Origin of the sequence: Blastococcus saxobsidens (assembly GCF_010682065.1) — a bacterium.
Lineage (GTDB): Bacteria > Actinomycetota > Actinomycetes > Mycobacteriales > Geodermatophilaceae > Blastococcus > Blastococcus saxobsidens_B.
Genome location: NZ_JAAGWG010000023.1, coordinates 26486 through 50858, shown reverse-complemented (window position 1 = coordinate 50858; position 24373 = coordinate 26486). Strand labels below are relative to the sequence as shown.

At 72.2% G+C, this 24373-nt stretch carries 21 protein-coding genes and 1 pseudogene; 14 read left to right on the top strand and 8 right to left on the bottom strand.

Features of this window, described 5'->3' with window-relative positions:
• The first annotated feature begins 56 nt into the window (after positions 1–56).
• The 3 genes from GCU60_RS14480 to GCU60_RS14470 all read left to right on the top strand — a co-directional run bounded on the left by GCU60_RS14480 (position 57) and on the right by GCU60_RS14470 (position 6312).
• Positions 57–2654 carry a DEAD/DEAH box helicase family protein gene (locus GCU60_RS14480; RefSeq protein ID WP_163206427.1) on the top strand — a complete coding sequence of 866 codons (2598 nt, stop codon included), beginning with the start codon at positions 57–59 and terminating at the stop codon, positions 2652–2654.
• Between the two features lie 162 nt (positions 2655–2816).
• Complete coding sequence (locus tag GCU60_RS14475) at positions 2817–5177, top strand: AAA family ATPase (RefSeq protein WP_163206425.1); 2361 nt, start codon at positions 2817–2819, stop codon at positions 5175–5177.
• A gap of 358 nt (positions 5178–5535) precedes the next feature.
• The gene (locus GCU60_RS14470) at positions 5536–6312 is read left to right on the top strand and encodes a methyltransferase domain-containing protein (RefSeq protein ID WP_163206423.1); all 777 of its coding nucleotides are present in this window, start codon (positions 5536–5538) and stop codon (positions 6310–6312) included.
• Between the two features lie 64 nt (positions 6313–6376).
• Here the strand turns inward: GCU60_RS14470 and GCU60_RS20435 are convergent.
• Positions 6377–6691: pseudogene (locus GCU60_RS20435) on the bottom strand (M23 family metallopeptidase); the annotation flags it as partial.
• 434 nt (positions 6692–7125) lie between these two features.
• On the opposite strand from GCU60_RS20435, the gene rpsB reads away from it, so the two are divergent.
• The 5 genes from rpsB (at position 7126) to GCU60_RS14440 (ending at position 11648) form a co-directional block, all read left to right on the top strand.
• Entirely contained in the window at positions 7126–8046 is a 921-nt protein-coding gene (rpsB, locus tag GCU60_RS14460; protein ID WP_163206421.1) for a 30S ribosomal protein S2, read from the top strand.
• A gap of 92 nt (positions 8047–8138) precedes the next feature.
• Positions 8139–8954, top strand: a complete 816-nt coding sequence (gene tsf, locus GCU60_RS14455) for a translation elongation factor Ts (protein ID WP_163206419.1) — start codon at positions 8139–8141, stop codon at positions 8952–8954.
• 178 nt (positions 8955–9132) lie between these two features.
• Positions 9133–9903: a UMP kinase gene (gene pyrH, locus GCU60_RS14450; RefSeq protein ID WP_430537425.1), complete on the top strand. Its 771-nt coding sequence runs from the start codon at positions 9133–9135 to the stop codon at positions 9901–9903.
• A gap of 65 nt (positions 9904–9968) precedes the next feature.
• The gene (gene frr / locus GCU60_RS14445) at positions 9969–10526 is read left to right on the top strand and encodes a ribosome recycling factor (RefSeq protein WP_163206415.1); all 558 of its coding nucleotides are present in this window, start codon (positions 9969–9971) and stop codon (positions 10524–10526) included.
• 138 nt (positions 10527–10664) lie between these two features.
• The gene (locus tag GCU60_RS14440) at positions 10665–11648 is read left to right on the top strand and encodes a phosphatidate cytidylyltransferase (RefSeq protein WP_345770606.1); all 984 of its coding nucleotides are present in this window, start codon (positions 10665–10667) and stop codon (positions 11646–11648) included.
• Between the two features lie 62 nt (positions 11649–11710).
• Here the strand turns inward: GCU60_RS14440 and GCU60_RS14435 are convergent, their stop codons facing one another.
• Complete coding sequence (locus tag GCU60_RS14435) at positions 11711–12811, bottom strand: GNAT family N-acetyltransferase (RefSeq protein ID WP_163206411.1); 1101 nt, start codon at positions 12809–12811, stop codon at positions 11711–11713.
• Between the two features lie 83 nt (positions 12812–12894).
• Between GCU60_RS14435 and GCU60_RS14430 the strand changes: the two genes are divergently transcribed.
• Both GCU60_RS14430 and GCU60_RS14425 read left to right on the top strand, forming a co-directional pair.
• Positions 12895–13881: a DUF2332 domain-containing protein gene (locus GCU60_RS14430; protein ID WP_163206409.1), complete on the top strand. Its 987-nt coding sequence runs from the start codon at positions 12895–12897 to the stop codon at positions 13879–13881.
• Positions 13878–14528, top strand: a complete 651-nt coding sequence (locus tag GCU60_RS14425; RefSeq protein ID WP_345770605.1) for a TrmH family RNA methyltransferase — start codon at positions 13878–13880, stop codon at positions 14526–14528. The genes GCU60_RS14430 and GCU60_RS14425 overlap by 4 nt, the downstream gene beginning before the upstream one ends.
• On the opposite strand, the gene GCU60_RS14420 is transcribed toward GCU60_RS14425, so the two are convergent.
• Positions 14525–15394, bottom strand: coding sequence for an alpha/beta fold hydrolase (locus GCU60_RS14420; protein WP_204262056.1), 870 nt, complete (start codon positions 15392–15394; stop codon positions 14525–14527). The two genes, GCU60_RS14425 and GCU60_RS14420, sit on opposite strands and share 4 nt — an antisense overlap.
• Before the next feature lie 60 nt (positions 15395–15454).
• Positions 15455–16228: a polyphosphate kinase 2 family protein gene (locus GCU60_RS14415; RefSeq protein ID WP_163206407.1), complete on the bottom strand. Its 774-nt coding sequence runs from the start codon at positions 16226–16228 to the stop codon at positions 15455–15457.
• 92 nt (positions 16229–16320) lie between these two features.
• Between GCU60_RS14415 and rlmN the strand changes: the two genes are divergently transcribed.
• Together rlmN and GCU60_RS14405 are read left to right on the top strand one after the other, a co-directional pair.
• On the top strand, positions 16321–17508 hold the full coding sequence (gene rlmN / locus GCU60_RS14410) for a 23S rRNA (adenine(2503)-C(2))-methyltransferase RlmN (RefSeq protein WP_163206405.1): 1188 nt from the start codon (positions 16321–16323) through the stop codon (positions 17506–17508).
• Positions 17505–18236 carry a VIT1/CCC1 transporter family protein gene (locus tag GCU60_RS14405; RefSeq protein WP_163206403.1) on the top strand — a complete coding sequence of 244 codons (732 nt, stop codon included), beginning with the start codon at positions 17505–17507 and terminating at the stop codon, positions 18234–18236. Before rlmN ends, GCU60_RS14405 begins: the two co-directional genes overlap by 4 nt.
• Here GCU60_RS14405 and GCU60_RS14400 read toward each other — a convergent pair.
• The 3 genes from GCU60_RS14400 to GCU60_RS21660 form a co-directional block, all read right to left on the bottom strand.
• Positions 18229–19206 carry an LCP family protein gene (locus GCU60_RS14400; protein ID WP_163206401.1) on the bottom strand — a complete coding sequence of 326 codons (978 nt, stop codon included), beginning with the start codon at positions 19204–19206 and terminating at the stop codon, positions 18229–18231. The genes GCU60_RS14405 and GCU60_RS14400 overlap by 8 nt on opposite strands.
• 2 nt (positions 19207–19208) lie before the next feature.
• Positions 19209–20099 carry a hypothetical protein gene (locus GCU60_RS14395; RefSeq protein WP_163206399.1) on the bottom strand — a complete coding sequence of 297 codons (891 nt, stop codon included), beginning with the start codon at positions 20097–20099 and terminating at the stop codon, positions 19209–19211.
• 290 nt (positions 20100–20389) lie between these two features.
• Positions 20390–20692: a DUF2631 domain-containing protein gene (locus tag GCU60_RS21660; protein ID WP_163206397.1), complete on the bottom strand. Its 303-nt coding sequence runs from the start codon at positions 20690–20692 to the stop codon at positions 20390–20392.
• Positions 20693–20807: 115 nt separating this feature from the next.
• On the opposite strand from GCU60_RS21660, the gene dxr reads away from it, so the two are divergent.
• Both dxr and GCU60_RS14380 read left to right on the top strand, forming a co-directional pair.
• Entirely contained in the window at positions 20808–22046 is a 1239-nt protein-coding gene (gene dxr, locus GCU60_RS14385) for a 1-deoxy-D-xylulose-5-phosphate reductoisomerase (protein WP_163206395.1), read from the top strand.
• Between the two features lie 13 nt (positions 22047–22059).
• A complete protein-coding gene (locus GCU60_RS14380) occupies positions 22060–23430 on the top strand; it encodes a M50 family metallopeptidase (protein WP_275585552.1) in 1371 nt (456 codons plus the stop codon).
• On the opposite strand, the gene GCU60_RS21655 is transcribed toward GCU60_RS14380, so the two are convergent.
• Positions 23414–24319: an EamA family transporter gene (locus GCU60_RS21655; RefSeq protein ID WP_163206390.1), complete on the bottom strand. Its 906-nt coding sequence runs from the start codon at positions 24317–24319 to the stop codon at positions 23414–23416. The genes GCU60_RS14380 and GCU60_RS21655 overlap by 17 nt on opposite strands.
• Positions 24320–24373 lie beyond the last annotated feature (54 nt).

Sequence of the window (24373 nt, the reverse complement as noted above, 5' to 3'; positions counted from 1 at the left end):
CCGAAGAGATCACTGCCCTGCCGCACCATCCGTGCCGACCGCCGAGAGGCTGACTTGTGAAGTTCACTCTGACCGACTACCAGGTGAAGGCGACCAGTGACGTCATCACCGAACTTCGCGAGGCCGCCGCCGCCTACGAGGGCCGTGGCCGAATGTCCGCCATCGGGCTGACCGCGCCGACAGGCGCAGGCAAGACGGTCATCGCGACCGCCGTGCTCGAAGGGCTCATGTTCGGGACCGAGGACACCGACGCCAACCGCGACCTCGCGGTCCTGTGGCTGACCGACGACCCGGCGCTGAACGCACAGACAGCCAACAAGATGCTGCTCGCGTCCTCCCGGTTCACCGACGGCCACCTGGTCACGATCGACAACACGTTCGACGAACGGACCTTCGCCCCCGGCAAGGTGTACTTCTGCCACATCCAGCAACTCGGCAGGGGAGCGACCTCCTATCACGCAGCCGTGCCCGATCGGGACGGCAACGTGATGGCGAACGATCACCGAACGCATGGCCTGTGGGACACCATCGCCAACACCGTCCGGGCTCGCGGGGCCAACCTGCTCGTGGTGCGGGACGAGGCGCACCGGGGCACCGGGAACGGGGCTGCGGCGAAGCAGACCATCGTCAACACCGTCGTGCACGGCGGCACGACGCCGATCGGCACGCACCAGCCCCCGGCCCCGCTCGTGCTCGGCATCTCGGCCACGCCGGAGCGCTTCTACGAGTCGATGAGCGCTCGCGAGGCCCAGGGCACGCGGACCGTCACCCCGGTCAGCGTGGACGCGAACGCGGTCCGCGAGTCCGGCATGCTCAAGGACCGCATCCTCGTCAAGCACCCCGGCGAAGCGCAGATCGCCGAAGACACCCTCCTTCAGCAGGCCGTCCAGGACCTCATGGCCTCCGACGCTGCCTGGCGAGCCCACTACGAGGCCACCGGCGACTCCCTCGTCGAACCAATCCTGGTCGTCCAGGTCCCGCCCGCAGTTCCCGACACAAAGGTCGCCGCCATTCTCGACACGCTCGCCCTCAACTGGCCGATCCTGACCAACGAGGCAGTCGCGCACTCCTTCGGCGAGCACAGCACGCTGCGCATCGGGGACAGGCAGGTCCGGTACGTGTCCCCGGAGTCGATCACCGACGACGACCGCGTCCGAGTTGTCCTCTTCAAGGACGCGCTCACCACCGGCTGGGACTGCCCCCGCGCCGAAGTCATGCTGTCGCTCCGCGCCGCCGCCGACTACACGAACATCGCCCAGTTGATCGGCCGCATGGTCCGCACCCCGCTGGCCCGCCGGATCGAGACCGACGAGTCACTCAACGACGTGACCATGTACCTGCCCTACTACGACCCCGAGAACGTGGAGAAGGTCGTCGAAGCCCTGGCCGGGGAGACCGTCGCCCCGCCACAGGTCGTCATCAACCCGGTCGTCTGCCCGGCCAACCCGGCGGTTCCCCAGGACGTGTTCGACCTTCTCGCCTCCCTCCCGTCCTACGTCCGTCCCAAGCGGGCCTACCGCTCCAACGTCGCCCGACTCATCGCCCTCGCCGATCTGCTGGCCGAGAAGGAGTTGGAAGCCGCCCCCACGGCCACCGTCAAGGCCCGCATGATCGCCGCAGTCCGCACCGAGGACGACGCCCACCGTCACGCGGTCGACAAGCGAGTGGCCGACAACCTCGAACTCCTCATGACCGAGCGGGCGATCGCCGGGGGCACGTTCACCGTCATCGACGATGAAGAGGCTGCCGCCGACGCTGGCTCGGCGGAGCCGCAGCGTCGGCGCGTCACCCGGCGCGACCTCGCCGACGCCTACAACAAGGCCCGGCGAGTCATGCCCGACGCCACGGCCGACTGGTACTACGGCGACCTCTGCGACAACCAGGGATACGACGACGAAGACGCCATGGCCCGCGTCGCCGCCCTCTCAACCCTCGACGGCGTTATCGACGCCGTCGAGGCCGCAGCCGCTACCCAGATCGACGCCTGGAAGCGCACCCACAAGACCGCCGTCGAACGGGGCTTCACGCAGGCCGTGCAGACCGACTTCAAGGCGCTCTGGGAGCCAACCAAGGGCGGCATGGCCGCCGCCAACCTGGACGTTCCCGAATCGGTCAAGGTGGCTACCGAGAAGGTCTCCGGGGACACCCTCGTGCCGGTCAAGACCTACCCCAGGCATGCCTTCGCCCTGCCCGCCGGACACCCGAACGCCGGGGACTACCCCGCACCCCTCGGATCCACCTGGGAACAAGGCGTCCTCGAAGAAGAACTGACCTTCGACTCCCTCGTCGGCTGGTACCGCAACCCCTCCAGTGGCAAGCACGCGCTCTCCATCCCCTACGAGCACGGCGGCGAAGAAGGGCTCCTCCACCCCGACTTCCTCTTCTTCCACCAGATCGAGGACGAGGGCCTGAGCCTGGACATCGTCGACCCACACCTGCACAACTCCGCCGACACCGGACCCAAGTGGGCCGGACTCGCCCGCTGGGCGCAGACGAAGCCCGAGCGAGTCCGCCGCGTGGTCGCTGTCATCAAGGTGGATGACCGGCTCCAGTCTCTCGACCTCACCCGCAACGGCATCGCAGAACGACTCGATAAGGCGACGACCAAGCCTCAGGTCGAAGCCTTGTTCGACGAACTCGGCGACAACTACTGATCCCCTTGCACCCTGGACGTAGCGACAGCGGTAGCGGCGTGATGACTAAGCGCACCGTCTGTCGCACCTTCCCCGTACGGTGCGAGACGTGAAGTCGAAGCAGGTCGAAGTCGCGCGGCTGGCCGTCCTCGTGGAGCAACACCGGGAGTCGGGCGGCCTACGGTGAACGTCAAGAACCTCTACGTCCGGTTCTTCCGGTCGTTCAACTACGACTACCTGCGCAAGAGCGACCCTCGCGCAGTCGCCGATCCCTGGGACGTCCTCGGCGAGGACCAACTGTTCTACCCGTTCGTCCGTGTCTCCCTCGAACGCGACATCACCACCGTCGTCGGCGCGAACGAGTCGGGCAAGAGTCAACTGCTCTCCGCCATCAAGTGCCTGCTGACCGGCGACAACATCGTCCGTCGCGACTTCTGTCGCTACTCCGACTTCTTCGCGGTCAACAAGGAGATGGCACTGCCGGAGTTCGGCGGAGAGTTCGACAACCTCAGCCCCGAGGACGCGACGATGATCCGGTCCTTGGCCAAACTCGACGAGGACGCCCATGTGTCGTCCTTCCACCTCTTCCGCTTCGGGAAGCGCGCCGTCCTCTATGTGCTCAAGGCGGACGAGTGGGTGGACGTGCCCCTCCGACCAGCCGACGTCAAGAAGATCGCCCTGCCGACCTACTTCGAGATCGACGCAGACATCCCGCTGCCGGACAGCGTCTCCCTCGACTACCTCGTCGCCCCGGACACCGACCAGCCGAGGTCGCGCAAGCATGACCTCAGCGCGATGAAGAACGTCCGCAAGAACTGGTCCCTCTTCGAGTCCTTGACGAGCATCGACCAGGCGAAGCAGAAGACCATCGCCGAAGCGTTCGCCACCGAGCCGAGCGACGAGGACAAGCACCTGCGGGCTCGCCTCGAACTCGCCGAGAAACTCCTCGTCGATGTAGCCGGGATCAACCGGACGGCGTTCGAGGAGTTGCGGGACGCGGCCCAGCAGTCCGAGGGGTACGCCAACGGCATCGTTGACCGGATGAACCGGCAACTCGCCGACGCACTCAACTTCCCCAAGTGGTGGTCCCAGGACAGCCAGTTCTCGCTCTACCTGACCCTGCGGGACTTCCACCTCGTCTTCACCGTCCGTGATCGCACCGGCAGCGACTACTCGTTCAGCGAGCGCAGCGGCGGAATGAGTTACTTCCTCTCCTACTTCGTCCAGTACCTGTCGCACCAGCCCAAGAGCACGCAGGAAGTTCTGCTCATGGACGAGCCGGATACCTACCTGTCCAGCCTCGGCCAGCAGGACCTGCTGAAAATCTTCAGTTCCTTCGCCAACCCCGACGACCTCGACAAGCGCCCCGTGCAGGTCGTCTACGTGACCCACTCGCCGTTCCTAATCGACAAGAACCACGGCGAACGCATCCGCGTGCTGGAGAAGGGTGACGGCGAAGAAGGCACCAGGGTGGTTGGCAACGCCGCCCACAACCACTACGAGCCGCTCCGCTCCGCGTTCGGTGCATTCGTCGCCGAGACAACCTTCATCGGGCACTGCAACCTGATGCTGGAAGGCCAGGCCGACCAGGTGCTCCTGGCGGGCATCAGTTCCCTCTGCCGCCGCCTCGGCCGCACCGGCGCCAGCCTCGACCTCAACGAGTTGTCCCTCGTTCCGGCCGGAGGCGCCGAACACATTCCCTACATGGTCTACCTGGCCCGTGGCCGCGACGTCGACACCCCCGCAGTCATTGTTCTGCTCGACAGCGACGATGAAGCAGACGGCATTGCCGCAGAGTTGCACCTCGGCTACCGAGAGACCCAACTCGTGGACGACGATCTCGTCATTCAGGTCGGCACCCTCGGCCAGGACGACGACCCCGCAGCGCTCGACCTCTCCACCAAGACGGTCCAGGAGATGGAAGACCTCCTGACCAGCGAGATCGCGATCCTCGCTATCAAGCACCTGGCCTGCGAGGTGCTCTCTCCAGGAGACGCAGCCATCATCGACCAGGACCTCACCACGATCGACATCGGTCCCGAGCAGAAGTTGTTCAAAGCCGCCCAGAAGGCGGCCACGGACGCCAGCGCACGCGCCTCCACCAAGTTGCGGCTCGCCAAGGTGGCGTTTGCCCGCGCCGTCCTCCACGTACTTGCACATGGGGACACACCGGCAGAGGAACGGGATCGTGTCCTGGGCAACTTCGAGGTGCTGTTTGCCCGTATCGATCGGGCGCAGCGCGACGCCATGCGACGCAACGACCGCGAACGCACCTCCAAAACCGTGAACCGGCTGCGGAAGAACTTCCTGAAGGACCACCCCAAGACCGCCTCGAAGCGCGACGTCGCGGCCCTCCTCGAAGACATCGACGAGAAGGTCCCTACTGCGGGCATCGAGGCCGAGACCCTCCGCGCAGCCATCCGCCGCATCCGCAGTGAACACAACTTGCGAGAAGAGCCGCTCAGCCCGGTGGAGGACTTCGCGGCACTCCGGGCCGATCTGGAGGCCCTGGCCTACGAGGCTGTCCGCGAAGTTCAGGCATAGCCGACCTGGATGAGCGCAGCGAGGGTCTTTCGTGCCGCCGTCCGGGCACGCTTTGCCCAACTGAACTGACGAACGTCCTTGCCCAACTGAAGTGACGAACTTTCCGGGGTTTGCCCAACTGAAGTGACGACCGCGTTGCTCACGAGTGACGAAGCCGCTGTTCAGAAGATCGCGGTTTGCCCAACTAACGTGATGGGTCACAGACGACAGCAGCGGGAGCATCGCAGCGAGGAACGAGCGAGGAGCGGACCGCGGCGCGGAGTCGCGCCGCCGGCATCGCCTGATCACTGGGTGCGCGACCGTCCGGTTGCGGAACGGGTTAGGTTCGGCTCCTCGGTCGGACATCCCGGAGGTGCTCGTGGCCATCGACTTCCACGCGGAGGCCAACCGCCGCACCTACTCGGGGCGTCGGGCCGATGACTCCTGGCGCGACGCCGTCGGCAGGCTGGTGGAGCCGGTGAACGCCGTGGTCGTGGACGTCGGCTGCGGGGGCGGCACCTACACCCGCGCCTGGCAGGAGCTCGGCGCGGCCATGGTGCTCGGCGTCGACTTCAGCGACCCGATGCTCGACGCGGCCCGCGAGGCGCACGCCGGCCTGCCCGGCGTGGACTTCCGCCAGGGGGAGGCCGCCGCCACAGGCCTGGCCGACAGGTGCGCCGACGTCGTCTTCGAACGGGCCCTGGTGCACCACACGCCCGACCTCGGCGCCGTCGCGGCCGAGGCCTTCCGGGTGCTCCACGCCGGCGGCACGTACCTGATCCAGGACCGCACCGCCGAGGACGTCGCCCAGCCCGGATCGCCGACCCACCCGCGCGGCTGGCTGTTCGAGGTCCACCCCCGTCTGCTCGAGGTGGAGAACCGCCGCCGGCCCGACCCCGCGGCGCTCGCGACCACGCTGACCGCCGCCGGCTTCGACGGCGTGGACGCGAGCTCGCTGTGGGAGGTGCGCCGCCGCTACGAGGACCGCGAGCAGTACCTGGCGGAGATCGGCACCCGCACCGGCCGCTCGATCCTGCACGAGCTCGACGACGCGGAGCTGGCGACGCTGGTCGACGAACTGAGGGATCGGCTGCCCGAGGGGCCGCTGACCGAGACCGACCGCTGGACGATCTGGCGGGCGACGCGCCCCGCGTAGGAGCAGCCTCCAGCGGCAGCAGCCGGACCCGCGGCGGACGGAGCAGGGCCAGCGGATCGAGGTAGTCCTCGCCCTGGCGCAGGCCCCAGTGGAGGCAGGCCGCAACCGGGCACCCCTCGTGGCCGGGCAGCAGCGTGCCCAGCGGTGCGCCCCGGACCACGGGCTGGCCCGCGCCGACCGAGGGGGCGACCGGCTCGTACGTCGTCCGCAGGCCTCCGGCGTGGTCGACGCTGACCACCGGACGCCCGGCGACCATGCCCGCGAACACGACCACCCCGTCGCGCGCGGCGAGCACCGCGAGCCCCGGCGCACCGGCGAGGTCGGCACCGCGGTGGCCGCGGCCGTACCGGTGCGGCGGCGCCTCGAACGGCCGGGTCACCACCAGCTCGACGGGCAGCGGAGCGGCCCAGGAGCTCGGCGTACCGGCCGGTCGCGGCGAGGGTCCGGCCGCCGCCGGCAGCGCCCCGACGAGCGCCGGTGACACGAGCACGAGGAGGAGGACCAGGCGGGTGCGCACCTCCACCACGCTGCTGTCGGAGGCCCGCTGGTGGGCCGGTCGAGCGGGAGCTGTGGAGAGGTCTCGCCCTGTGGACGGAGCACGCCTTGACACAACGTATGCTGTGGGACGCGGCCCGTCTCGACGGGTCGACTTCGCGCGTCCTTCTCCCGCCCATCGGCGGGACAGTCGCCACCTCGGTCCCGGCCTCGCCGGGGGAGTGGCGCAGCCAGGACGCCAGGGCGGAGCGCCACCCGGCGACTCCGCGACAACCGAGGAGCGCGGCCGGTGGCCGCGCGAAGATCAGAGAGGCTGCAATGGCAGTCGTCAGCATGAAGCAGCTGCTCGACAGCGGCGTCCACTTCGGGCACCAGACCCGCCGCTGGAACCCGAAGATGAAGCGATTCATCTTCACCGAGCGCAACGGCATCTACATCATCGACCTGCAGCAGACGCTGGGGTACATCGACAACGCCTACGAGTTCGTCAAGCAGACGGTCGCGCACGGCGGTTCGATCCTCTTCGTCGGCACCAAGCGCCAGGCGCAGGAAGTCGTCGCCGAGCAGGCCACCCGCGTCGGCATGCCCTACGTCAACCAGCGCTGGCTGGGCGGCATGCTCACCAACTTCCAGACGGTCTTCAAGCGCCTCGAGCGCCTCAAGGAGATCGAGGACATGGAGCAGACCGGCGTGCTGGTCTCCCTGTCCAAGAAGGAGCAGCTGGTCCTCAGCCGCGAGAAGGCGAAGCTCGACCGCTCCCTCGGCGGTATCCGCGACATGAAGAAGGTGCCCAGCGCCATCTGGATCGTGGACACCAAGAAGGAGCACATCGCCGTCGGCGAGGCCCGCAAGCTGAACATCCCGGTGGTCGCGATCCTCGACACCAACTGCGACCCCGACGAGGTCGACTACAAGATCCCGGGCAACGACGACGCGATCCGCAGCATCGCGGTGCTGACCCGCGTGGTCGCCGACGCGGTCGCCGAGGGCCTCATGGCCCGCTCGGCCGCGCAGGCCAACGCCGGCCGTGAGGAAGGCGCCGAGCCCGCCGTCGCCGCCGGCGAGCCGCTGGCCGACTGGGAGCGCGAGCTGCTGACCGGTGGCACCGCCGCCGACCAGGCCGCCGCCACCCCGCTGCCCGAGACCCCGGCGCAGCCGGCCGACGTCACCGTCGGCGAGGTCGCCCCGGTCGAGGACGTCCCCGCCACCACCGGTGGCAAGGAGAACAACGCCGTCTGACGGCCCGGCGCCGTCCTCCCGCTGATCGCGGGAGGACGGCGCTGCCGCACGGCCGTTCCACAGCACGCACCACCCGACCAGAGGGAAGAGACATGCCTGCCTTCACCGCAGCCGACGTCAAGCGACTCCGCGACGCCACCGGCGCCGGCATGATGGACGCCAAGAAGGCCCTGACCGAGGCCGACGGCGAGTACGACAAGGCCATCGAGCTGCTCCGCGTCAAGGGCGCCAAGGACGTCGGCAAGCGCCTCGAGCGCTCGACGACCAACGGCATCGTCGTCAGCAAGGACGGCGCGCTGCTCGAGCTGGACTGCGAGACCGACTTCGTCGCCAAGAACGCCGACTTCGGAGCCCTCGCCGAGCGCCTGCTCGGGATCGGCCTGCAGTCCAAGCCGGCCGACGCCGCCGCGCTGCTGGCCACCGAGGTCGACGGCCAGACCGTCGAGAAGCTGATCGAGGGTGAGTCCGCCCGCATCGGCGAGAAGCTGGTCCTCTCCCGCTTCACCGCCTTCGAGGGCACCACCGCCGTGTACCTGCACAAGCGGGCCACCGACCTGCCCCCGGCCATCGGTGTCGCGGTGCAGTACACCGGTGGCAGCGAGGAGGCCGCGCGCAGCCTGGCGATGCACATCGCCGCCGCCCGCCCGCGGTACCTCACCCGCGAGGAGGTCCCGGCCGAGGCGGTCGAGACCGAGCGTCGCGTCGCCGAGCAGACGGCCAAGGAAGAGGGCAAGCCCGAGCAGGCGATCAGCAAGATCGTCGAGGGTCGGGTCAACGCCTACTACAAGGACTTCGTCCTGCTCGAGCAGCCGTCGATCACCGAGCCCAAGCGCACGGTGAAGCAGATCGTCGAGGAAGCCGGCCTGACCGTGGAGCGGTTCGCCCGCTTCGAGGTCGGCCAGGCCTGATCTCCACCCCGGTAGTACGACCGGCCCCGTTCCCGCTCAGGGACGGGGCCGGTCGCCTGTCCAGCCCGGCTCCTGCCCCGGTCGCGACCGCGGCACTCGGCAGGAGCCGGGTGCCGCCATGCGGCAGGATCACTCCGATCGACTCCCACCGCCTCGACACGACCCCAGGGATGACGCGTTGACCGACACCACCCCGCCGCTGTCCGCTCCCAGTGCCTTCGAGCCCGCCGACGGGCACGGCTACAAGCGCGTGCTGCTGAAGCTCTCCGGTGAGGCCTTCGGCGGCGGCAGCGTCGGTGTGGACTCCGGCATCGTGCACAGCATCGCCCGGCAGCTGGCCGACGTCGTGCACGGCGGCACCCAGGTCGCGGTCGTCGTCGGTGGCGGCAACTTCTTCCGCGGCGCGGAGCTGGCCGAGGCCGGCATGGACCGCCGGCAGGCCGACTACATGGGCATGCTCGGCACGGTCATGAACGCGCTGGCGCTGCAGGCGTTCTGCGAGCAGGTCGGCCTGGAGACCCGGGTCCAGACGGCGATCGAGATGGGCCAGGTCGCCGAGCCCTACATCCCGCGCAAGGCGGTCCGGCACCTGGAGAAGGGGCGGCTGGTCATCTTCGGCGCGGGTGCCGGCATGCCGTACTTCTCCACCGACACCGTCGCCGCCCAGCGTGCCCTGGAGATCGGTTGCCAGGTGCTGCTGATGGCCAAGAACGGCGTCGACGGCGTGTACGACGACGACCCGCGCACCAACCCGGCCGCGCAGATGTACACCGATCTGGACTACGCCAAGGTCCTGGCCGACGAGCTGAAGGTCGCCGACGCGACGGCGATCAGCCTGTCGATGGAGAACCGCATGCCGATCGTCGTGTTCAACCTGCTGACGGACGGCAACATCGCGCGTGCCGCCTCAGGTGAGAGGATCGGCACGCTGATCAGCCAGCCCGCCTGAGCGCGGCTGCACCCCAGCACGCAGACGAGGACGGCGCCGACGCCGTCGCGATGGAGGAGAGACCCGTGATCGACGACACCCTGCTCGACGCCGAGGAGCGGCTGGACAAGGCCCTGTCGGTCGCTCGGGAGGACCTCGGGTCGGTCCGCACCGGCCGGGCCGCCCCGTCGATGTTCGCCAAGATCTTCGTGGACTACTACGGCGCGATGACGCCGGTGCCGCAGATGGCATCCATCACCGTGCCCGAGGCGCGCATGGCCGTCATCAAGCCCTACGACATGGGGCAGCTCGCGGCGATCGAGCGCGCCGTCCGCGACAGCGACCTGGGCGTCAACCCGACCAACGACGGCCAGATCATCCGCGTGGTGTTCCCCCAGCTCACCGAGGACCGTCGCCGCGACCTGGTCAAGATGGCCCGGTCGAAGGGCGAGGACGCAAAGGTCGCGATGCGCAACATCCGCCGCCGGGCGAAGGACGAGCTCGACCGCATCGTGAAGGACGGCGAGGCCGGCGAGGACGAGGTGCGCCGCGCCGAGAAGGACCTCGACGACCTGACCAGCAAGCACGTCGCCCAGATCGACGACGCGGTCAAGAACAAGGAAGCCGAGCTGCTCGAGGTCTGACCTCGCACTCCGGCCGCCACGTCGATGACGCCTCCCTCCGCCGACCGCCCGGGCTCCCTCCGCCCGGGCGCCGAACCGTTCCCGCGTGCCGGTGGGCGCGCGGGCGCGCCCCGGCCGGCCGGGGACGACACGGGGCCGGTGCGGTCCTCCCGCCCGGTGCCGCCGCTGCCGCCGTTGCCCGCGCGGGCCCCGGTCCCGGTGCCCGACGACACCGCGGCCTTCCCGGAGGTCGGCCGGCCCGCCGCCGAGGTGCCGACGTCGACGGCGATGCCCCAGCCCGACGACGTGGAGGCGCTCCCTACCACCGAGAAGCCGGTCGGGCGGGCCGGGCGCAACCTGCGCGCGGCCATCGGCGTCGGGGTGAGCCTGGTCGGGCTCATCATCGCCTCGCTGCTGGTCTGGCGGCCGGCGTTCCTGGCCGTGCTCACCGCGGCGATCCTGGTCGCCGTCGTGGAGCTGACCCGGGCGCTGCGCAAGGGCGGCTTCCACGCGCCGCTCGTGCCGCTGCTGGTCGGGGCCCTCGCCATGGAGGCGCTGGCCTGGACACGCGGACCGACCGGCCTGGTCACCGGCTTCTTCCTGACCGCCCTCGCCGTCCTGCTGTGGCGGCTGGCCCCCGGGCCGGCAGGCTACCGCCGTGACGCCGCGGCCGGCGTACTCGTCGCCCTGTACGTCCCGCTGCTGGCCGGGTTCGCGGTCCTGCTGCTCGTCCCCGAGGACGGCGCCGCGCGGGTCCTCGCATTCATCGCGACCGTGGTGGCCAGCGACGTCGGGGGCTACGCGGCGGGCGTGCTGTTCGGCAAGCACGCGATGGCGCCGTCGATCAGCCCGAAGAAGTCGTGGGAGGGCATGGCCGGCTCGATCGTGGCCTGCATGCTCATGGCCACCCCGTTCGTCTGGCTGTGGCTGGACGGGCCGTGGTGGGGCGGGCTCGTCTTCGGCGCCGCCCTCGCGGTGTCGGCCACGGTCGGTGACCTGGGCGAGTCGCTGATCAAGCGCGACCTCGGCATCAAGGACATGGGCGACCTGCTGCCCGGCCACGGCGGGATCATGGACCGGCTCGACTCACTGCTCCCGTCGGCGGCCGCCGCCTACCTGCTGCTGTCGGTGCTCGCGCCCTAGCAGGACCCCGTCCTCCCCACCCCTCGCCGGCTCGGGGCGGTGCCCTGGACGGGGCCGTTCCATCAGGCTCCCCGGTCGACGCCCCACATCGAGCCCACCGGGCGGAAGCCGCGCCGGGCGTACCAGTGCCGCGGCCAGTCGTCGCCGGACGCCTCCAGCACCACCAGATCGCAGCCGGCGTCGGTGGCCAGCTCCAGTGCCCGCGCCAGCAGCGCGTCGGCGTGCCCCCGGCCCCGGGCGGCCGGGTCGGTGAGCACCGAGTCCACCGCCGCGGTGGCGCCGTCGACCCGCAGCTGCGCCGAGGCCACGACCGCGCCGTCCTCGCGGACGACGAGGTCGGTGACGGCCACGACCCGGTCGTTGAGGTGCTCCCGGCCCACCAGGTCCGCCACCGTCCGCTCCAGGTCCGCCCCCAGGGAGGCCAGCCCCTGCCGCCACGACCGCGCCCAGAAGTCGTGCACCTGCTGCTGCGGCACGGTCTCGACCCGGGAGGTGTGCGCCGACGCCGGCCGTCCGGCTTCCCGCGCCATGAGGACGAGCTCCTCGGTCTCCCATCCCCGGCCGCGCAGTTCGGCGGCCACCGGCTCCGCACCGGCCCACGCCAGCAGCGCTGCCCGGTGCGGCCAGCCGGCGTTGCCGCCCACCTCGTCGGCAGCGGCCTCCACCGTGCCGGCGTCGACCGCCTCGGTGACCAGCAGCCGGTTGTTGTCGTGCGAGCGGACGTGGTCGGGGTCGAGGACGGCGACGCCGCCCGGCACGTCCCCGACGCCGACCGCCCGCCGCACCGGCAGCGACGTGAAGAAGGCGCGGGCGCGCGCCTCGGCGTCCCCGGGCGCGGGCAGCCGCAGCGGGGCCGGCGGCCGGTACGGCACGACGGCGACGACGGCGGACACCGGCAGCGGGCCGTACAGATGGGGGAACAGCATCCCCGCCGGGTCCTCGGGCCGCCCGGACTCGAAGCGCACCGGATCGGGAAGGCGGGCGGGATCGACGACGAGGAGTGCCAGGTCCCGGCGGCCCGGGAACAGCGCCTGCGCGGGCAGGTGCACCTGGTCCGGCGTCGACAGGTGCACGAAGCCGGCGTCGGCCAGCGACGGCGGGCGGACGGCGCCCTCGCGCAGCGCCTCGCGCCAGGCGGCCGGCTCGATCAGATGAAGGACCACGTCCTCCCCACCCTTCGCGGGCTCAGGGCGGGCCCCGGGACGCGGCCGAGAGGTGCCTGTTGTCACCCTGCGATCCTGCCCCCATGACGGAGCAGGACATCGACCGGATCGCCCAGGGCTACCGCGCCTTCGTCGACGAGGCCCGCCCCACGTCGCCCCTGTACGCCCGGCTCGCCGAGCACGCCGCCGGCTCCCCGACGGTGCTGGAGTTCCTCGCCGCGCTGCCCACCGGCAAGCGCCAGCCCAACCTGCTGCTGGGGGCGCTGCAGTTCCTCGGCGGCGCCCCGGGCGACGGTGCGGAGCTGGACCGCCGGATCACCGACGACGCCGAGCGGCTGCGCGCCACCATGCTGACCCGGGCCACCCAGACCAACGAGCCCGCCCGCTGCGGAGCGCTGCTCCCGGTGCTGGCCCAGCTGGAGGGGCCGCTGACGCTGATCGAGGTCGGGGCCTCCGCCGGCCTGTGCCTGTACCCCGACCGGTACGGCTACGACTACGACGGCGTGCAGGTCGGACCGTCGGACTCCCTCCGCATCCGGGTGGAGACCTCCGGGGCCGTGCCGGTGCCCGCCGCCGTGCCGGAGGTGGTCGCCCGCATCGGTGTGGACCTCAACCCGCTGGACCCCGCCGATCCCGGTGACCGCGCCTGGCTGCGCGCGCTCGTCTGGCCCGGCCCGGTCGCCGACGAGCGGCTGCGCCGGCTCGACGCCGCCGCACAGGTGGCGGCCGCCGAGCCGGCCACGCTGCTGCGCGGGGACCTGGTCGACCGGCTCCCCGACGCCCTCGGGTTCGCCGCCCCCGGCAGCACCGTCGTCGTCCTGCACACCGCCGTGCTGCCCTACGTCCCGGGTGACGTCCGGGCCCGCTTCGCCGAGACCGTCGCCGGTCTCCCGGTGCGCTGGTTGGCGCAGGAGCCGGCCGGGATGGTCCCCGGCACCGGGGAGCGTCCCGCCGACGGCTGGGGCAACGAGTTCGTCGTCTCCCTGGACCGCCGGCCGCTGGCCCGGTCCGCACCGCACGGCGGGCGGCTGGAGTGGCTCGGCGACGGGCTGGGAGCATCGCCGGCGTGACCGACGACGCCCTGCCCGGCCCCACGGACTGGGGCACGACGGTCGGCGTCGGCCCGTGGGAGGGCCCGTGGCCCGAGGACGAGCGCTACGACCGGCAGCTGCTGGCCGAGGGGGACCGGCGCAACGTCGTCGACGGCTACCGGTACTGGACGGTCGAGGCGATCGTCGCCGACCTCGACCGGCGCCGGCACCCGTTCCACGTCGCGATCGAGAACTTCGGGCACGACCTCAACATCGGGACCGTCGTGCGCACCGCCAACGCGTTCCTCGCCGCTGAGGTGCACGTGGTCGGGCGGCGGCGGTGGAACCGCCGCGGCGCGATGGTCACCGACCGCTACCAGCACCTGCGCCACCACCCCGACGTCGGCGGGCTGCTCGGCTTCGCCGCCCGGGAGGGCCTGACCGTCGTGGCCGTCGACAACGGGCCCGGAGCCGTGCCGATCGAGACGGCGGACCTGCCCGAGCGGTGCGTGCTGCTGTTCGGCCAGGAGGGCCCCGGGCTCACCGCGGAGGCACGAGCCGGCGCGGCGATGACCGTCTCCATCGCCCAGTTCGGCTCCACCCGGTCGGTCAACGCGGGCGTGGCCGCGGGCATCGCGATGCACGCCTGGATCCGGCAGCACGCCGACCTCGGCGCGAACCGCTAGGCGTCCCCGAGCACCTCGCGCAGCCGTGCCGCGAACGCCTCCGGCTGGCCGGCGTACCCGTGCTCGCCGCCCAGGAAGCCGCCGTGGTGGCTGGGGAAGACCGCGAGCTCCTGCCCCAGCAGCTCGGCGGTCGCGGCGGACGTCCGCCAGGTGAGCGTGCCCTGCGACTCGACCCCGGCGGCCACGACCACCCGCGTCGGGGCGGCGCGGAGCGCCTCGACGTCGGGCCGGTGGGCCACCACCGGGTCGGAGGCGCCGGAGAGGAGCGGGTCGGCGCGGGTGCCGTCGTCCTCGGCCGGGAAGCCGAACGCGGCGGGGTCGGGGAGGTCGAAGGTGCCGGTGAACTCGCCCTGCACCGAGGTCAGTGCGACGAACCCGGCCATGCCGGCGCCCCAGCCCCGCTCGTCGTAGGCCGCGCGGATCCGGCGCCACGCGGCGAAGGCCTGCTCCGCGTCGGGGAGCACACCCAGCATCGGGGGCTCGTGCGCCACGAGCGTGCGCACGTCCCCGGGGTGCGCGGCCACCAGCGCCAGCGCCGTGACCGCCCCGCCGCTGCTCGCGAACAGGTCCACCGGCCCGGCCCCCAGGGCCTCGACGAGCCGGTGCAGGTCGTCGGCCTGCTGCACCGGGTCGTGGTCGGTCCGGCCGTCGCTGCGCTCGCTGCGCGCGAGCCCGCGCGGGTCGTAGGTGACGACGGTGCGGTCGGCGAAGAGCCCGGCCAGGGTGCCGAACCCGCCGGCGTCCATCGGCTGGCCGACCATCAGCAACACCGGCCGCCCGTCCGCCGTCGGCAGCGGCCCGCGGACGTCGTAGGCGAGGGCGGCGCCCGGCACGTCGAGGGTGTCGGTGGACAGCACGGCGGTCATGGTGCGCTCCTGGTGGCTCGTGGGTTCCTTGCCGCTAGAGACCGGCCGGCCGCCCGGAACTCATCGGTCGTCCCCGAGCGGCGGGTCCGGGTCGATGCCGCGGGCGTGCAGCGCCGACTCGATCGCCTCGCACACCGTGCGGACGACGGAGACCCGCGCCCACCGCTTGTCGTCCCCGGCGACCACGTGCCAGGGCGCCACCTCGGTGTCCGTGCACTCCAGCATCTCCTCGACCGCGGCCTCGTAGGCGCCCCGCTTCTCCCGGTTGCGCCAGTCCTCGTCGGTGAGCTTCCACGCCTTGTACGGGTCGGCCCGCCGGCTCTCGAACCGGCGCAGCTGCTCCTCGGCGGAGACGTGCAGCCAGAACTTCACCAGGATCGTGCCCTCGGCGGCCAGCGAGGTCTCCAGGTCGACGATCTCGCCGTAGGCGCGGCGCCAGGCCTCCTCGGGAGCGAAGCCCTCCACCCGCTCGACCAGCACCCGGCCGTACCAGGTGCGGTCGAGCACGGCCATGCCTCCCCAGCCGGGCAGCACCGGCCAGAACCGCCACAGGAAGTGGTGCCGCTTCTCGTCCCGGGTGGGTGCGGCGAACTGGGCCACCCGCACGTGCCGCGGGTCGAGCTCGCCGACCAGCCGCTGGATGGCCCCGCCCTTGCCCGACGCGTCCCAGCCCTCGAACAGCACCAGCAGCGGCGGGCCGAGGTCGCCGGGGCCGATCTGGCCGCCCAGCAGCAGCCGTAGGTGGACCAGCCGCTCCTGCGCCTCCTGCAGCTGCTTCTTGCCGTCCTTCTTGGACAGGGTGGCGGACAGGTCGACGTCGGCGAGCCGGCTCATGCCCCGACGATGCCAGGGGTCCGGTCCGGCCGGGTGAGATGGGTCTCCGGACCGGCCGCGGGAGGCGGGGGAGTGGGACGATGGAGGGCGCCATGACTGCCCTGCCCCTGGTCTTCGACGCCCCCCGCCGCGGCAAGCCGCCCCGCCACCTCGCCGACCTCACCCGCGAGGAGGCCCGCGCAGCCGTGTCCGAGCTCGGCCAGCCGGCCTTCCGGGCCGACCAGCTGGCCCGGCACTTCTACCGCGGGGTCACCGATCCGGAGCAGATGACCGACCTGCCGGCCGCGGTTCGCGAGACGCTGACCGAGGCGCTGCTGCCGGGGCTGCTCACCGTCGTCCGCCACCAGACCGCTGACGACGGCCGGACCCGCAAGACCCTCTGGCGGCTGCACGACGGCGCGCTGGTCGAGAGCGTGCTCATGCGCTACCCGGACCGTGCCACCGTCTGCATCTCCAGCCAGGCCGGCTGCGGGATGGCCTGCCCGTTCTGCGCCACCGGCCAGCAGGGCCTGACGCGGAACCTCTCCGCCGCCGAGATCATCGGCCAGGCGGTCGCGGCGTCGGCGGCCATGGCCAACGGCGAGCTCGACGGCGGCCCGGGACGGCTGTCCAACGTCGTGTTCATGGGCATGGGCGAGCCGCTGGCCAACTACGCGCGGGTGCGCAAGACGCTCGACGCGCTGCTCACCCCCGCCCCGCACGGGCTCGGGCTGTCGCAGCGCTCCGTGACCGTCTCCACCGTCGGGCTGGTGCCCGCGATCCGGAAGCTCACCGAGGAGGGTCGCAACGTCACCCTCGCCGTCAGCCTGCACGCGCCGGACGACGAGCTGCGCGACACCCTCGTGCCGATCAACACCCGCTGGAACGTGGGTGAGGTGGTCGACGCCGCCGACGCCTACGCGCGGAGGACCGGCCGCCGCTACTCCATCGAGTACGCGCTCATCCGCGACGTCAACGACCAGCCCTTCCGCGCCGACCTCCTCGGCAAGCTCCTCGCCGGGCGGCTCGCGCACGTCAACCTGATCCCGCTCAACCCCACGCCCGGCAGCCAGTGGGACGCCAGCCCGCTGCCGGCCCAGCGGGAGTTCGTCGCCCGGCTGCGCGCCGCCGGCGTGCCGACGACGGTCCGCGACACCCGCGGCCAGGACATCGACGGCGCCTGCGGGCAGCTGGCCGCCGCCGACCAGGTCGAGGGCGTGCCGAGTGTCGCGCTCGCCTCTCCGTCGGTCGAGCCGGTCGAGCCGCCGGTGCCGCTGGGTGCCGAGGCGGACCAGGCGTGACCGCCGGCGCCCCGCTCCCGCCACCCGCTGCGGCCGAGGCGCACGAGCACAGCCACGCCGACGTCTCCGGCGGCTGGCTGCGGGCAGCTGTCTTCGGCGCCATGGACGGGCTGGTCACGAACACCGCCCTGGTCGCGGGCGTCGGCGGCGGGGGAGCGGCGCCCCGGGGCATCGTGCTGGCCGGCGTCGCGAGCCTCGTGGCCGGTGCGGTGTCCATGGCGCTGGGTGAGTACACCTCGGTGAAGACCCAGAACGAGCAGCTCGACCTCGAGGTCGAGAAGGAGCGCCGGGAGCTCGAGCGCAACCCCGAGGGGGAGCTGGCCGAGCTCACCGAGATGCTGCGGGTCCGCGGCGTCGACGACCGGCTGGCCCGGCAGGTCGCGGTCCAGCTCTCCCGCGACCCGGAGACGGCGTTGCGCCTGCACGTGCTCGCCGAGCTCGGCGTCAGCCCCGAGGACCGGCCGTCCCCGACGGTCGCCGCCGTCTCGTCGTTCCTGACCTTCGGCACCGGCGCGCTGCTGCCGCTGCTGCCGTACCTCCTCGGCGTCTCCCTGCTGTGGGTGGCGTTGCTGTGCGGCGGCCTCGGTCTGCTGACCGCCGGCGCGATCTCCTCCCGGTTCACGCCGCGGCCCTGGTGGTTCGCCGGCCTGCGGCAACTGGTCTTCGGGGCCGCCGCGGCCGGGATCACCTACCTGATCGGCTCGGCAATCGGCGTCGCGGTCAGCTGACCCGGCCGTCGCACGACATGCCCGCGGCCGCGAGCGCCTCGGTGGTCTCCGCCGTCACCGGCCGGACCAGGCCGTCTCCGCCCTCGAAGCCGGTCGGCAGCACCTGGACCTCCGGGATGCCGGAGCTCGCGAGGGCGGACAGCTCGGCCAGGGATGTGCCGTCGTCCACCGTGAGGGCGCCGGACCCGGCCCACGCGAGGTACTGCAGCCGCCAAGGGCGGGTCGTCAGCTGCCCTGCAGCGTCGGCCAGGGCCCGCACGACCGTGCCGGCGGCCGTGGCCCGTCCGTCCGGGTCGACTGGAGCCGGCACCCAGATCCCGTCGACCAGGTGCTCGGGATGGCGCGACCGGACCACGGCGAGTGTCGTCCGTCCGTCGATGCGCTGGCGCCCCGTCGTGCGCAGCTCCAGTCCGGCGGCGGGGTCCCGGACCGGCTCGGCGATCTCGATCTCGACGCCGCCGGCGGCGTCCACCGTGGCGGCGAACCCCGCCAGGTCGACGGCGACGAGGTGGTCGGTCGGGATACCGACGGTGCACAGCGCGTCCACGGTGGCCTGCGGACCGTCGAGCCAGGTCACGGCCAGCCTCGGGGGGAGTGGCCCCTCGGGCACCAGGAGGTCACGCGGCACGGAGAACGCGGTCGTGCCTTCCGTCGACTCGTGGATGACCAGGACCACGTCGGCTCGGGTGCCGGGGACGTCGTCGGCGGTGCCGAACTCAGATGCCGGCGCCCCGGCAGGGAGGGCCGCCCGGGAATCGGTGCCGACCAGCACCCACGTGGTGCCCTCGCCGGCGGTCAGCGTCACGTCGAGCCGATCCATCCGGCTCTGCAGCAGCGCGGCGTCGGCACACACCAGTGCGAGGACGACGACGGCGGCCAGCGCGAGCCGGAGCCGGGTCGGCCGCAGACGCGGACGCCACGGACGCCGACCGGGACAGTCCCGGTCGGCGCCCGTGGCGGACGTGGTCATGCTCAGGCCTGCGCAGCCCCCGTCGGGCGACGGCGTGCGACGTAGGTGACGCCGGCGCCGACCAGGACGAGCGCGATGCCGCCGACCAGCGGGACGGTGACGTCCGCGCCGGTGGCCGCCAGCTCGGCGGCGGTGAGCTTCTCCGCCGAGATGGTGACGGGGTAGCTCCGCACGGTGCCGTCGGCGCTGGTGACCTTCAGCGTGTGCTCACCGGCCGGGGTGCCGGCCGGGGCGACGAAGTCGGTGACGAGGACGCCGTCGGCACCGGCCGTGCGGGTCCCCATGTCCCGCGGCGTCGAGTGGAGCACGAGCTTGGCGGTCTCCCCGGGGGTGTACCCGGTGAGGCGGAGGGCGAGGCGCTGACCGACCTTGACGGGGCCCTGCGGTGTGAGCGACTGGCCGGGCTCGGCGGTGACGGTGACGACGCCCTTGGCGTCCTTGGTCACGGTCGCGGTCTTGACGGGCGCGGCCGGGGCGGTGACGGTCACGGACTGCGCGGCGTAGGTGAAGAGGTCGGTGCCGTAGTAGGTGAGGCACTTCGCCATGACCGGGTAGCTGCCCGCGGGCAGGTCGGCCGGGAGCTTGACGTTGATCGACCAGGTGCCGTCGGTGTTGGCCTGGACCTGGCCACCGTTGCCCATCTCCCCGAAGCTCACGCCGGCGGATGCGGTGGTGGGGACGGTGGAGCCGGAGATGGTGCAGCCGGTCCCCGTGATGGTGACGGTGGTGGCCGGACCCGCGGCCACGGAGGCAGGAGTGACGACCGGAGCCGCCGAGGGTGCGGCAGGGGCGGGCGCGGCGTGGGCGGCCGGCGCGAGCGTTGCGCTCGCCAGAGCCAGGCCGAGGGTCAGCCCGGACGCGGCGGCGACGCGGGCGAGGGACGAGCGGGACATCGGACGCTCCGGTTCATCGGGACCGGTGCGCGACCGGATAGGCAATGTCTACCGACAAGCGGCGCCCGCTGTGCGATCGAGAAACGGGCAGGACACGCCATGGTTCGAGAGCTTTCCGGCCAGAAGTTGACGAAGTCAGCGCCCGTTCCGTCCGTAGCCGCCATCCGGCGCACGTGCCGACGGTCCACGTCGTCCTGCCGGCAGCAGGGTCCTCGGTCCTCCGGTGCCGACAGACGACGGCGGCCGGGCTCCCGCGCAGGGAACCCGGCCGCCGTCGCTACCGCCTGGCGTCAGCGACGCCAGGCGGTCTTCTTGCGGCGCAGGTCCCAGATCAGGATGAGGGCCATGATGCCGGCGATGGCGTAGAGCCAGAGGTCCTCGACGCGGCCCTCGTGGTTGCCGATCAGGTAGGTCAGGATCACGATCGTGGCGAGCCAGCCGCCGATCTGGCCCCACTTGCCGGTCTCGCCGTGCCAGCCCCAGTCCTGCGGGCTCTCGTGCTCGACGGGGTGGGAGCCGGCGCGGACGATGCCCTCTTCTCGTCCGGGCTGGTTGACCCGCTGGGTCGACGGGGAGTGGAATGCCTCGGTCACCCCGCCATTCTGGCAGGCGTGGGGTCGCCGCACCCTCCGAGGTGGGTGTGCACGGCGGGTCGGGGAGTATGCGGGTGTGAGCGAACAGGGGCGTGAGCATCGCAGCGCGGGACGAGTGAGGAGCGGAGCGCCCCGCGGGAGCGAAGCGGAGGCGTCGAGCGAACCCCGCGAGATCACCCTCCTCGGCTCCACCGGCTCGATCGGCCGGCAGGCCGTCGCCGTCGCTCGCCAGAACCCGGGCCGGGTCCGGATCACCGGGCTGGCCGCCGGTGGTGGGGACGTCGCCACGCTGGCCGAGCAGGCGCTCTCCCTCGGTGTGCGCACCGTCGCCGTCGCCCGGGCCACCGCCGCCCAGGACCTGCAGCTGGCGTTCTACGCCGCCGCGTCCCAGCGCGGCTGGGCCAAGGGGGAGTACGCGCTGCCGGAGATCCTCGCCGGTCCGCGGGCGGCCGAGGAGCTCGCCGCCCGCCCCGCCGACGTGGTGCTCAACGGGATCACCGGGTCGATCGGCCTGGGCCCGACGCTCGCCGCGCTGTCCGCCGGGCGGACGGTGGCGCTGGCCAACAAGGAGTCGCTGATCGCCGGCGGGGACCTGGTCCTCGCCGCCGCCGCGCCCGGCCAGCTGGTACCGGTCGACTCCGAGCACTCGGCGATCGCCCAGTGCCTGCGGGGTGGTGACCGGAGCGAGGTGGCCCGCCTGGTCCTGACCGCCAGCGGCGGTCCGTTCCGCGGCCGAACCCGCGAGGAGCTGTCCGCCGTCACCGTCGAGCAGGCGATGGCCCACCCCACCTGGGACATGGGCCCGGTCATCACCGTCAACTCGGCCACGCTGGTGAACAAGGGCCTGGAGCTGATCGAGGCCCACCTGCTCTTCGGCGTCCCGTTCGCCGACATCGACGTCGTCGTGCACCCGCAGTCGATCGTGCACTCGATGGTGACCTTCGCCGACGGCGCCACCATCGCCCAGGCCAGCCCGCCGGACATGCGGCTGCCGATCGCGCTGGCCCTCGCCTGGCCCGACCGCCTGCCCGACGTGCAGCCGGCGCTGGACTGGTCGACGGCCAGCACCTGGGAGTTCGCCCCGCTGGACTCCGAGGCGTTCCCCGCGGTGCGGCTGGCGCGGGAGGCCGGGGAGGCCGGTGGCGTGGTGCCGGCGATGTACAACGCCACCAACGAGGAGGCCGTCGCGGCGTTCGTGGCGGGTCGCCTCTCGTTCACAGGGATCGTCGACCTCGTCGCGCGTACCCTCGACGCCGCACCGGATCTCGGTGCCCCCACCTGCGTCGACGACGTCCTGGCGGCGGAGAAGTGGGCCCGGGAGCACGCCCGGCGCGTGATCGACCGAGGCATGTGACGGAGGGGCCGAGCTGAGCGAGATCCTGCTGACGATCCTGGGGATCGTCCTCTTCGCCCTCGGCCTGATGTTCTCCATCGCCTTCCACGAGGCCGGCCACTTCTGGTGGGCCCGGAAGTTCGGCATGCGGGTGCCGCAGTTCATGGTGGGCTTCGGGCCCACGGTGTTCTCCCGGCGCCGCGGCGAGACCGAGTACGGCGTCAAGGCGATCCCGCTGGGCGGCTACATCCGCATCGTCGGCATGATCCCGCCGGCCGAGGAGGGCGAGAGCAAGCGCGCCACCCGGATGCGCAGCTTCATCGCCGAGGTCCGCGGGCAGTCGCTCAACGACGTGCTGCCCTCCGACGGCGGCCGCGTCTTCTACAAGAAGCCCTGGTGGCAGCGCGTCATCGTGATGTTCGCCGGGCCGTTCCACAACCTGGTGCTGGCCGTCGTCTTCTTCACCGTCGTCCTGGTCGGCTTCGGCATCCCGGAGATCACCACCACCATCGCCCGGGTGCCGGACTGCGTGCTGCCCGCCGGGGCGGCGTCGGCGCGCGCGGAGGACCCGTGCGCGGTGCCGATCACGCCGGAAGGACAGCTCTGCGAGACCGGGGCCCCCGGCTGCGCGCTCCCGCCCCGCAGCCCCGCCAGCGAGGCCGGACTCGCCCCGGGCGACACCATCGTGGCGCTGGACGGCGAGCCGGTGTCCCGGGAGACCGACGTCGGCTGGGAGCAGGTGCAGGAGGCGATCCGGGTCAGCGCCGACGAGCCGGTCGTCTTCACCGTCGAGCGCGAGGATGAACGGCTCGACCTCACGGTCACGCCCACCGAGAACCGCGTGTACGCCGACGACGAGGGCGAGCGGACCGAGACCGTCGGTTTCGTCGGGATCAGCCCGGCGCCGCGCGACGTGCGGCAGTCGATCACCGACGTCCCCGGCCATCTCGGCACCATCGTCGTCCGGTCGGTGGACCGGCTGCTCGAGATCCCCGAGCGCGTCCCACAGCTGTTCCGGGCCACGTTCCTCGGCGAGGAGCGCGACCCGCTCGGCCCGATCGGCGTGGTCGGCGTCAGCCGGATCTCCGGCGAGGTGTTCGCCTTCGAGGGCTTCTCCGGGACGCAGAAGATCAGCTACTTCATCCAGCTGCTCGCCGGGATGAACATGGTGCTGTTCCTCTTCAACATGCTGCCGATCTACCCGCTCGACGGCGGGCACATCGCCGGCGCGCTCTACGAGAAGGGGCGGGCCACGGTGGCCCGCGTGCGCGGCCGGCCCGACCCGGGGCCGTTCGACATCGCGCGGTTGATGCCGGTCGCCTACGCCGTCGCCGGTCTCTTCCTGGCGCTGTCGCTCCTGCTGCTCGTCGCCGACATCGTCAACCCGGTCACGCTGGCTGGGTGATCGGCGCGGCCGGCGTCGCGGTGCGGCGGGCCGGCCGGGAGGCGACGAGGACGCCGCCCACCACGAGGACGCCGGCGACCAGCTCCACCGGGTCCAGCACCTCGCCGAAGGCCAGCCACGACGCGAGGACGCCGACCACCGGCACGAGCATGGAGAACGGTGCCACCACGTTCGACGGGTGCCGGGAGAGCAGGGTGTTCCAGATCCCGTAGCCGACCAGCGTGGCGACGACGACGACGTAGAGCAGCCCGAGCACCGACGGCAGCGCGGACGTCGTGAACGCGGTCGACAGCGAGCGCCCGATGCGGGTCGGGCCCTCGACGACCAGCGCCAGCACCAGCATGGGCACGGGCGGGATCGCCGCCGTCCAGAGCGTCAGGTGGAACGCGTTCGGCGCCTGCGCCCGGCGGCTGCAGACGTTGCCGATCGCCCAGCCGAGCGCCCCGCAGAGGGTGAGGACGACGGGTAGCCAGGCGGCCGTCTGCGCCCGGTGCACGGCGATCGCGGCCAGGCCGAGGACGGCGAGCAGCACTCCGCCGAGCTGGCGCGCGGTCAGCCGCTCGTGCAGCCAGAAGCCGGCGATGAGGACGGTGAACGGCGCCGACGCCTGCAGGACGAGGGAGGCCAGGCCGCTCGGCATGCCGGCGGCCATGCCCGCGTAGAGGAACGCGAACTGCAGGATCCCGATGCCCACCCCGACGCCGACCAGCCAGCGCAGCGGGACGCGCGGCCGGGGGATCAGCAGCAGCGCGGGCAGGCCCACGAGCGCGAAGCGCAGGGCGACCATGAACAGGGGCGGGAACTGCTCGAGGGCGAGTGCGGTGGCGGGGAAGTTCAGCCCCCAGCACACCGCGACGAGGCACGCGAGAAGGCGGTCGCGGACGGGCACACCGCGAGCCTCCGGGCATCGTCGGTGAAGGACAAGCGCGATGTCGTGAAACGT

Coding starts and splice junctions, on each gene's coding strand:
- rpsB (WP_163206421.1), top strand. CDS start 7,126: ATGGCAGTCGTCAGCATGAAGCAGCTGCTCGACAGCGGCGTCCACTTC.
- tsf (WP_163206419.1), top strand. CDS start 8,139: ATGCCTGCCTTCACCGCAGCCGACGTCAAGCGACTCCGCGACGCCACC.
- GCU60_RS14430 (WP_163206409.1), top strand. CDS start 12,895: ATGACGGAGCAGGACATCGACCGGATCGCCCAGGGCTACCGCGCCTTC.
- GCU60_RS14420 (WP_204262056.1), bottom strand. CDS start 15,394: ATGACCGCCGTGCTGTCCACCGACACCCTCGACGTGCCGGGCGCCGCC.
- GCU60_RS14415 (WP_163206407.1), bottom strand. CDS start 16,228: ATGAGCCGGCTCGCCGACGTCGACCTGTCCGCCACCCTGTCCAAGAAG.
- rlmN (WP_163206405.1), top strand. CDS start 16,321: ATGACTGCCCTGCCCCTGGTCTTCGACGCCCCCCGCCGCGGCAAGCCG.
- GCU60_RS14400 (WP_163206401.1), bottom strand. CDS start 19,206: ATGACCACGTCCGCCACGGGCGCCGACCGGGACTGTCCCGGTCGGCGT.
- GCU60_RS14395 (WP_163206399.1), bottom strand. CDS start 20,099: ATGTCCCGCTCGTCCCTCGCCCGCGTCGCCGCCGCGTCCGGGCTGACC.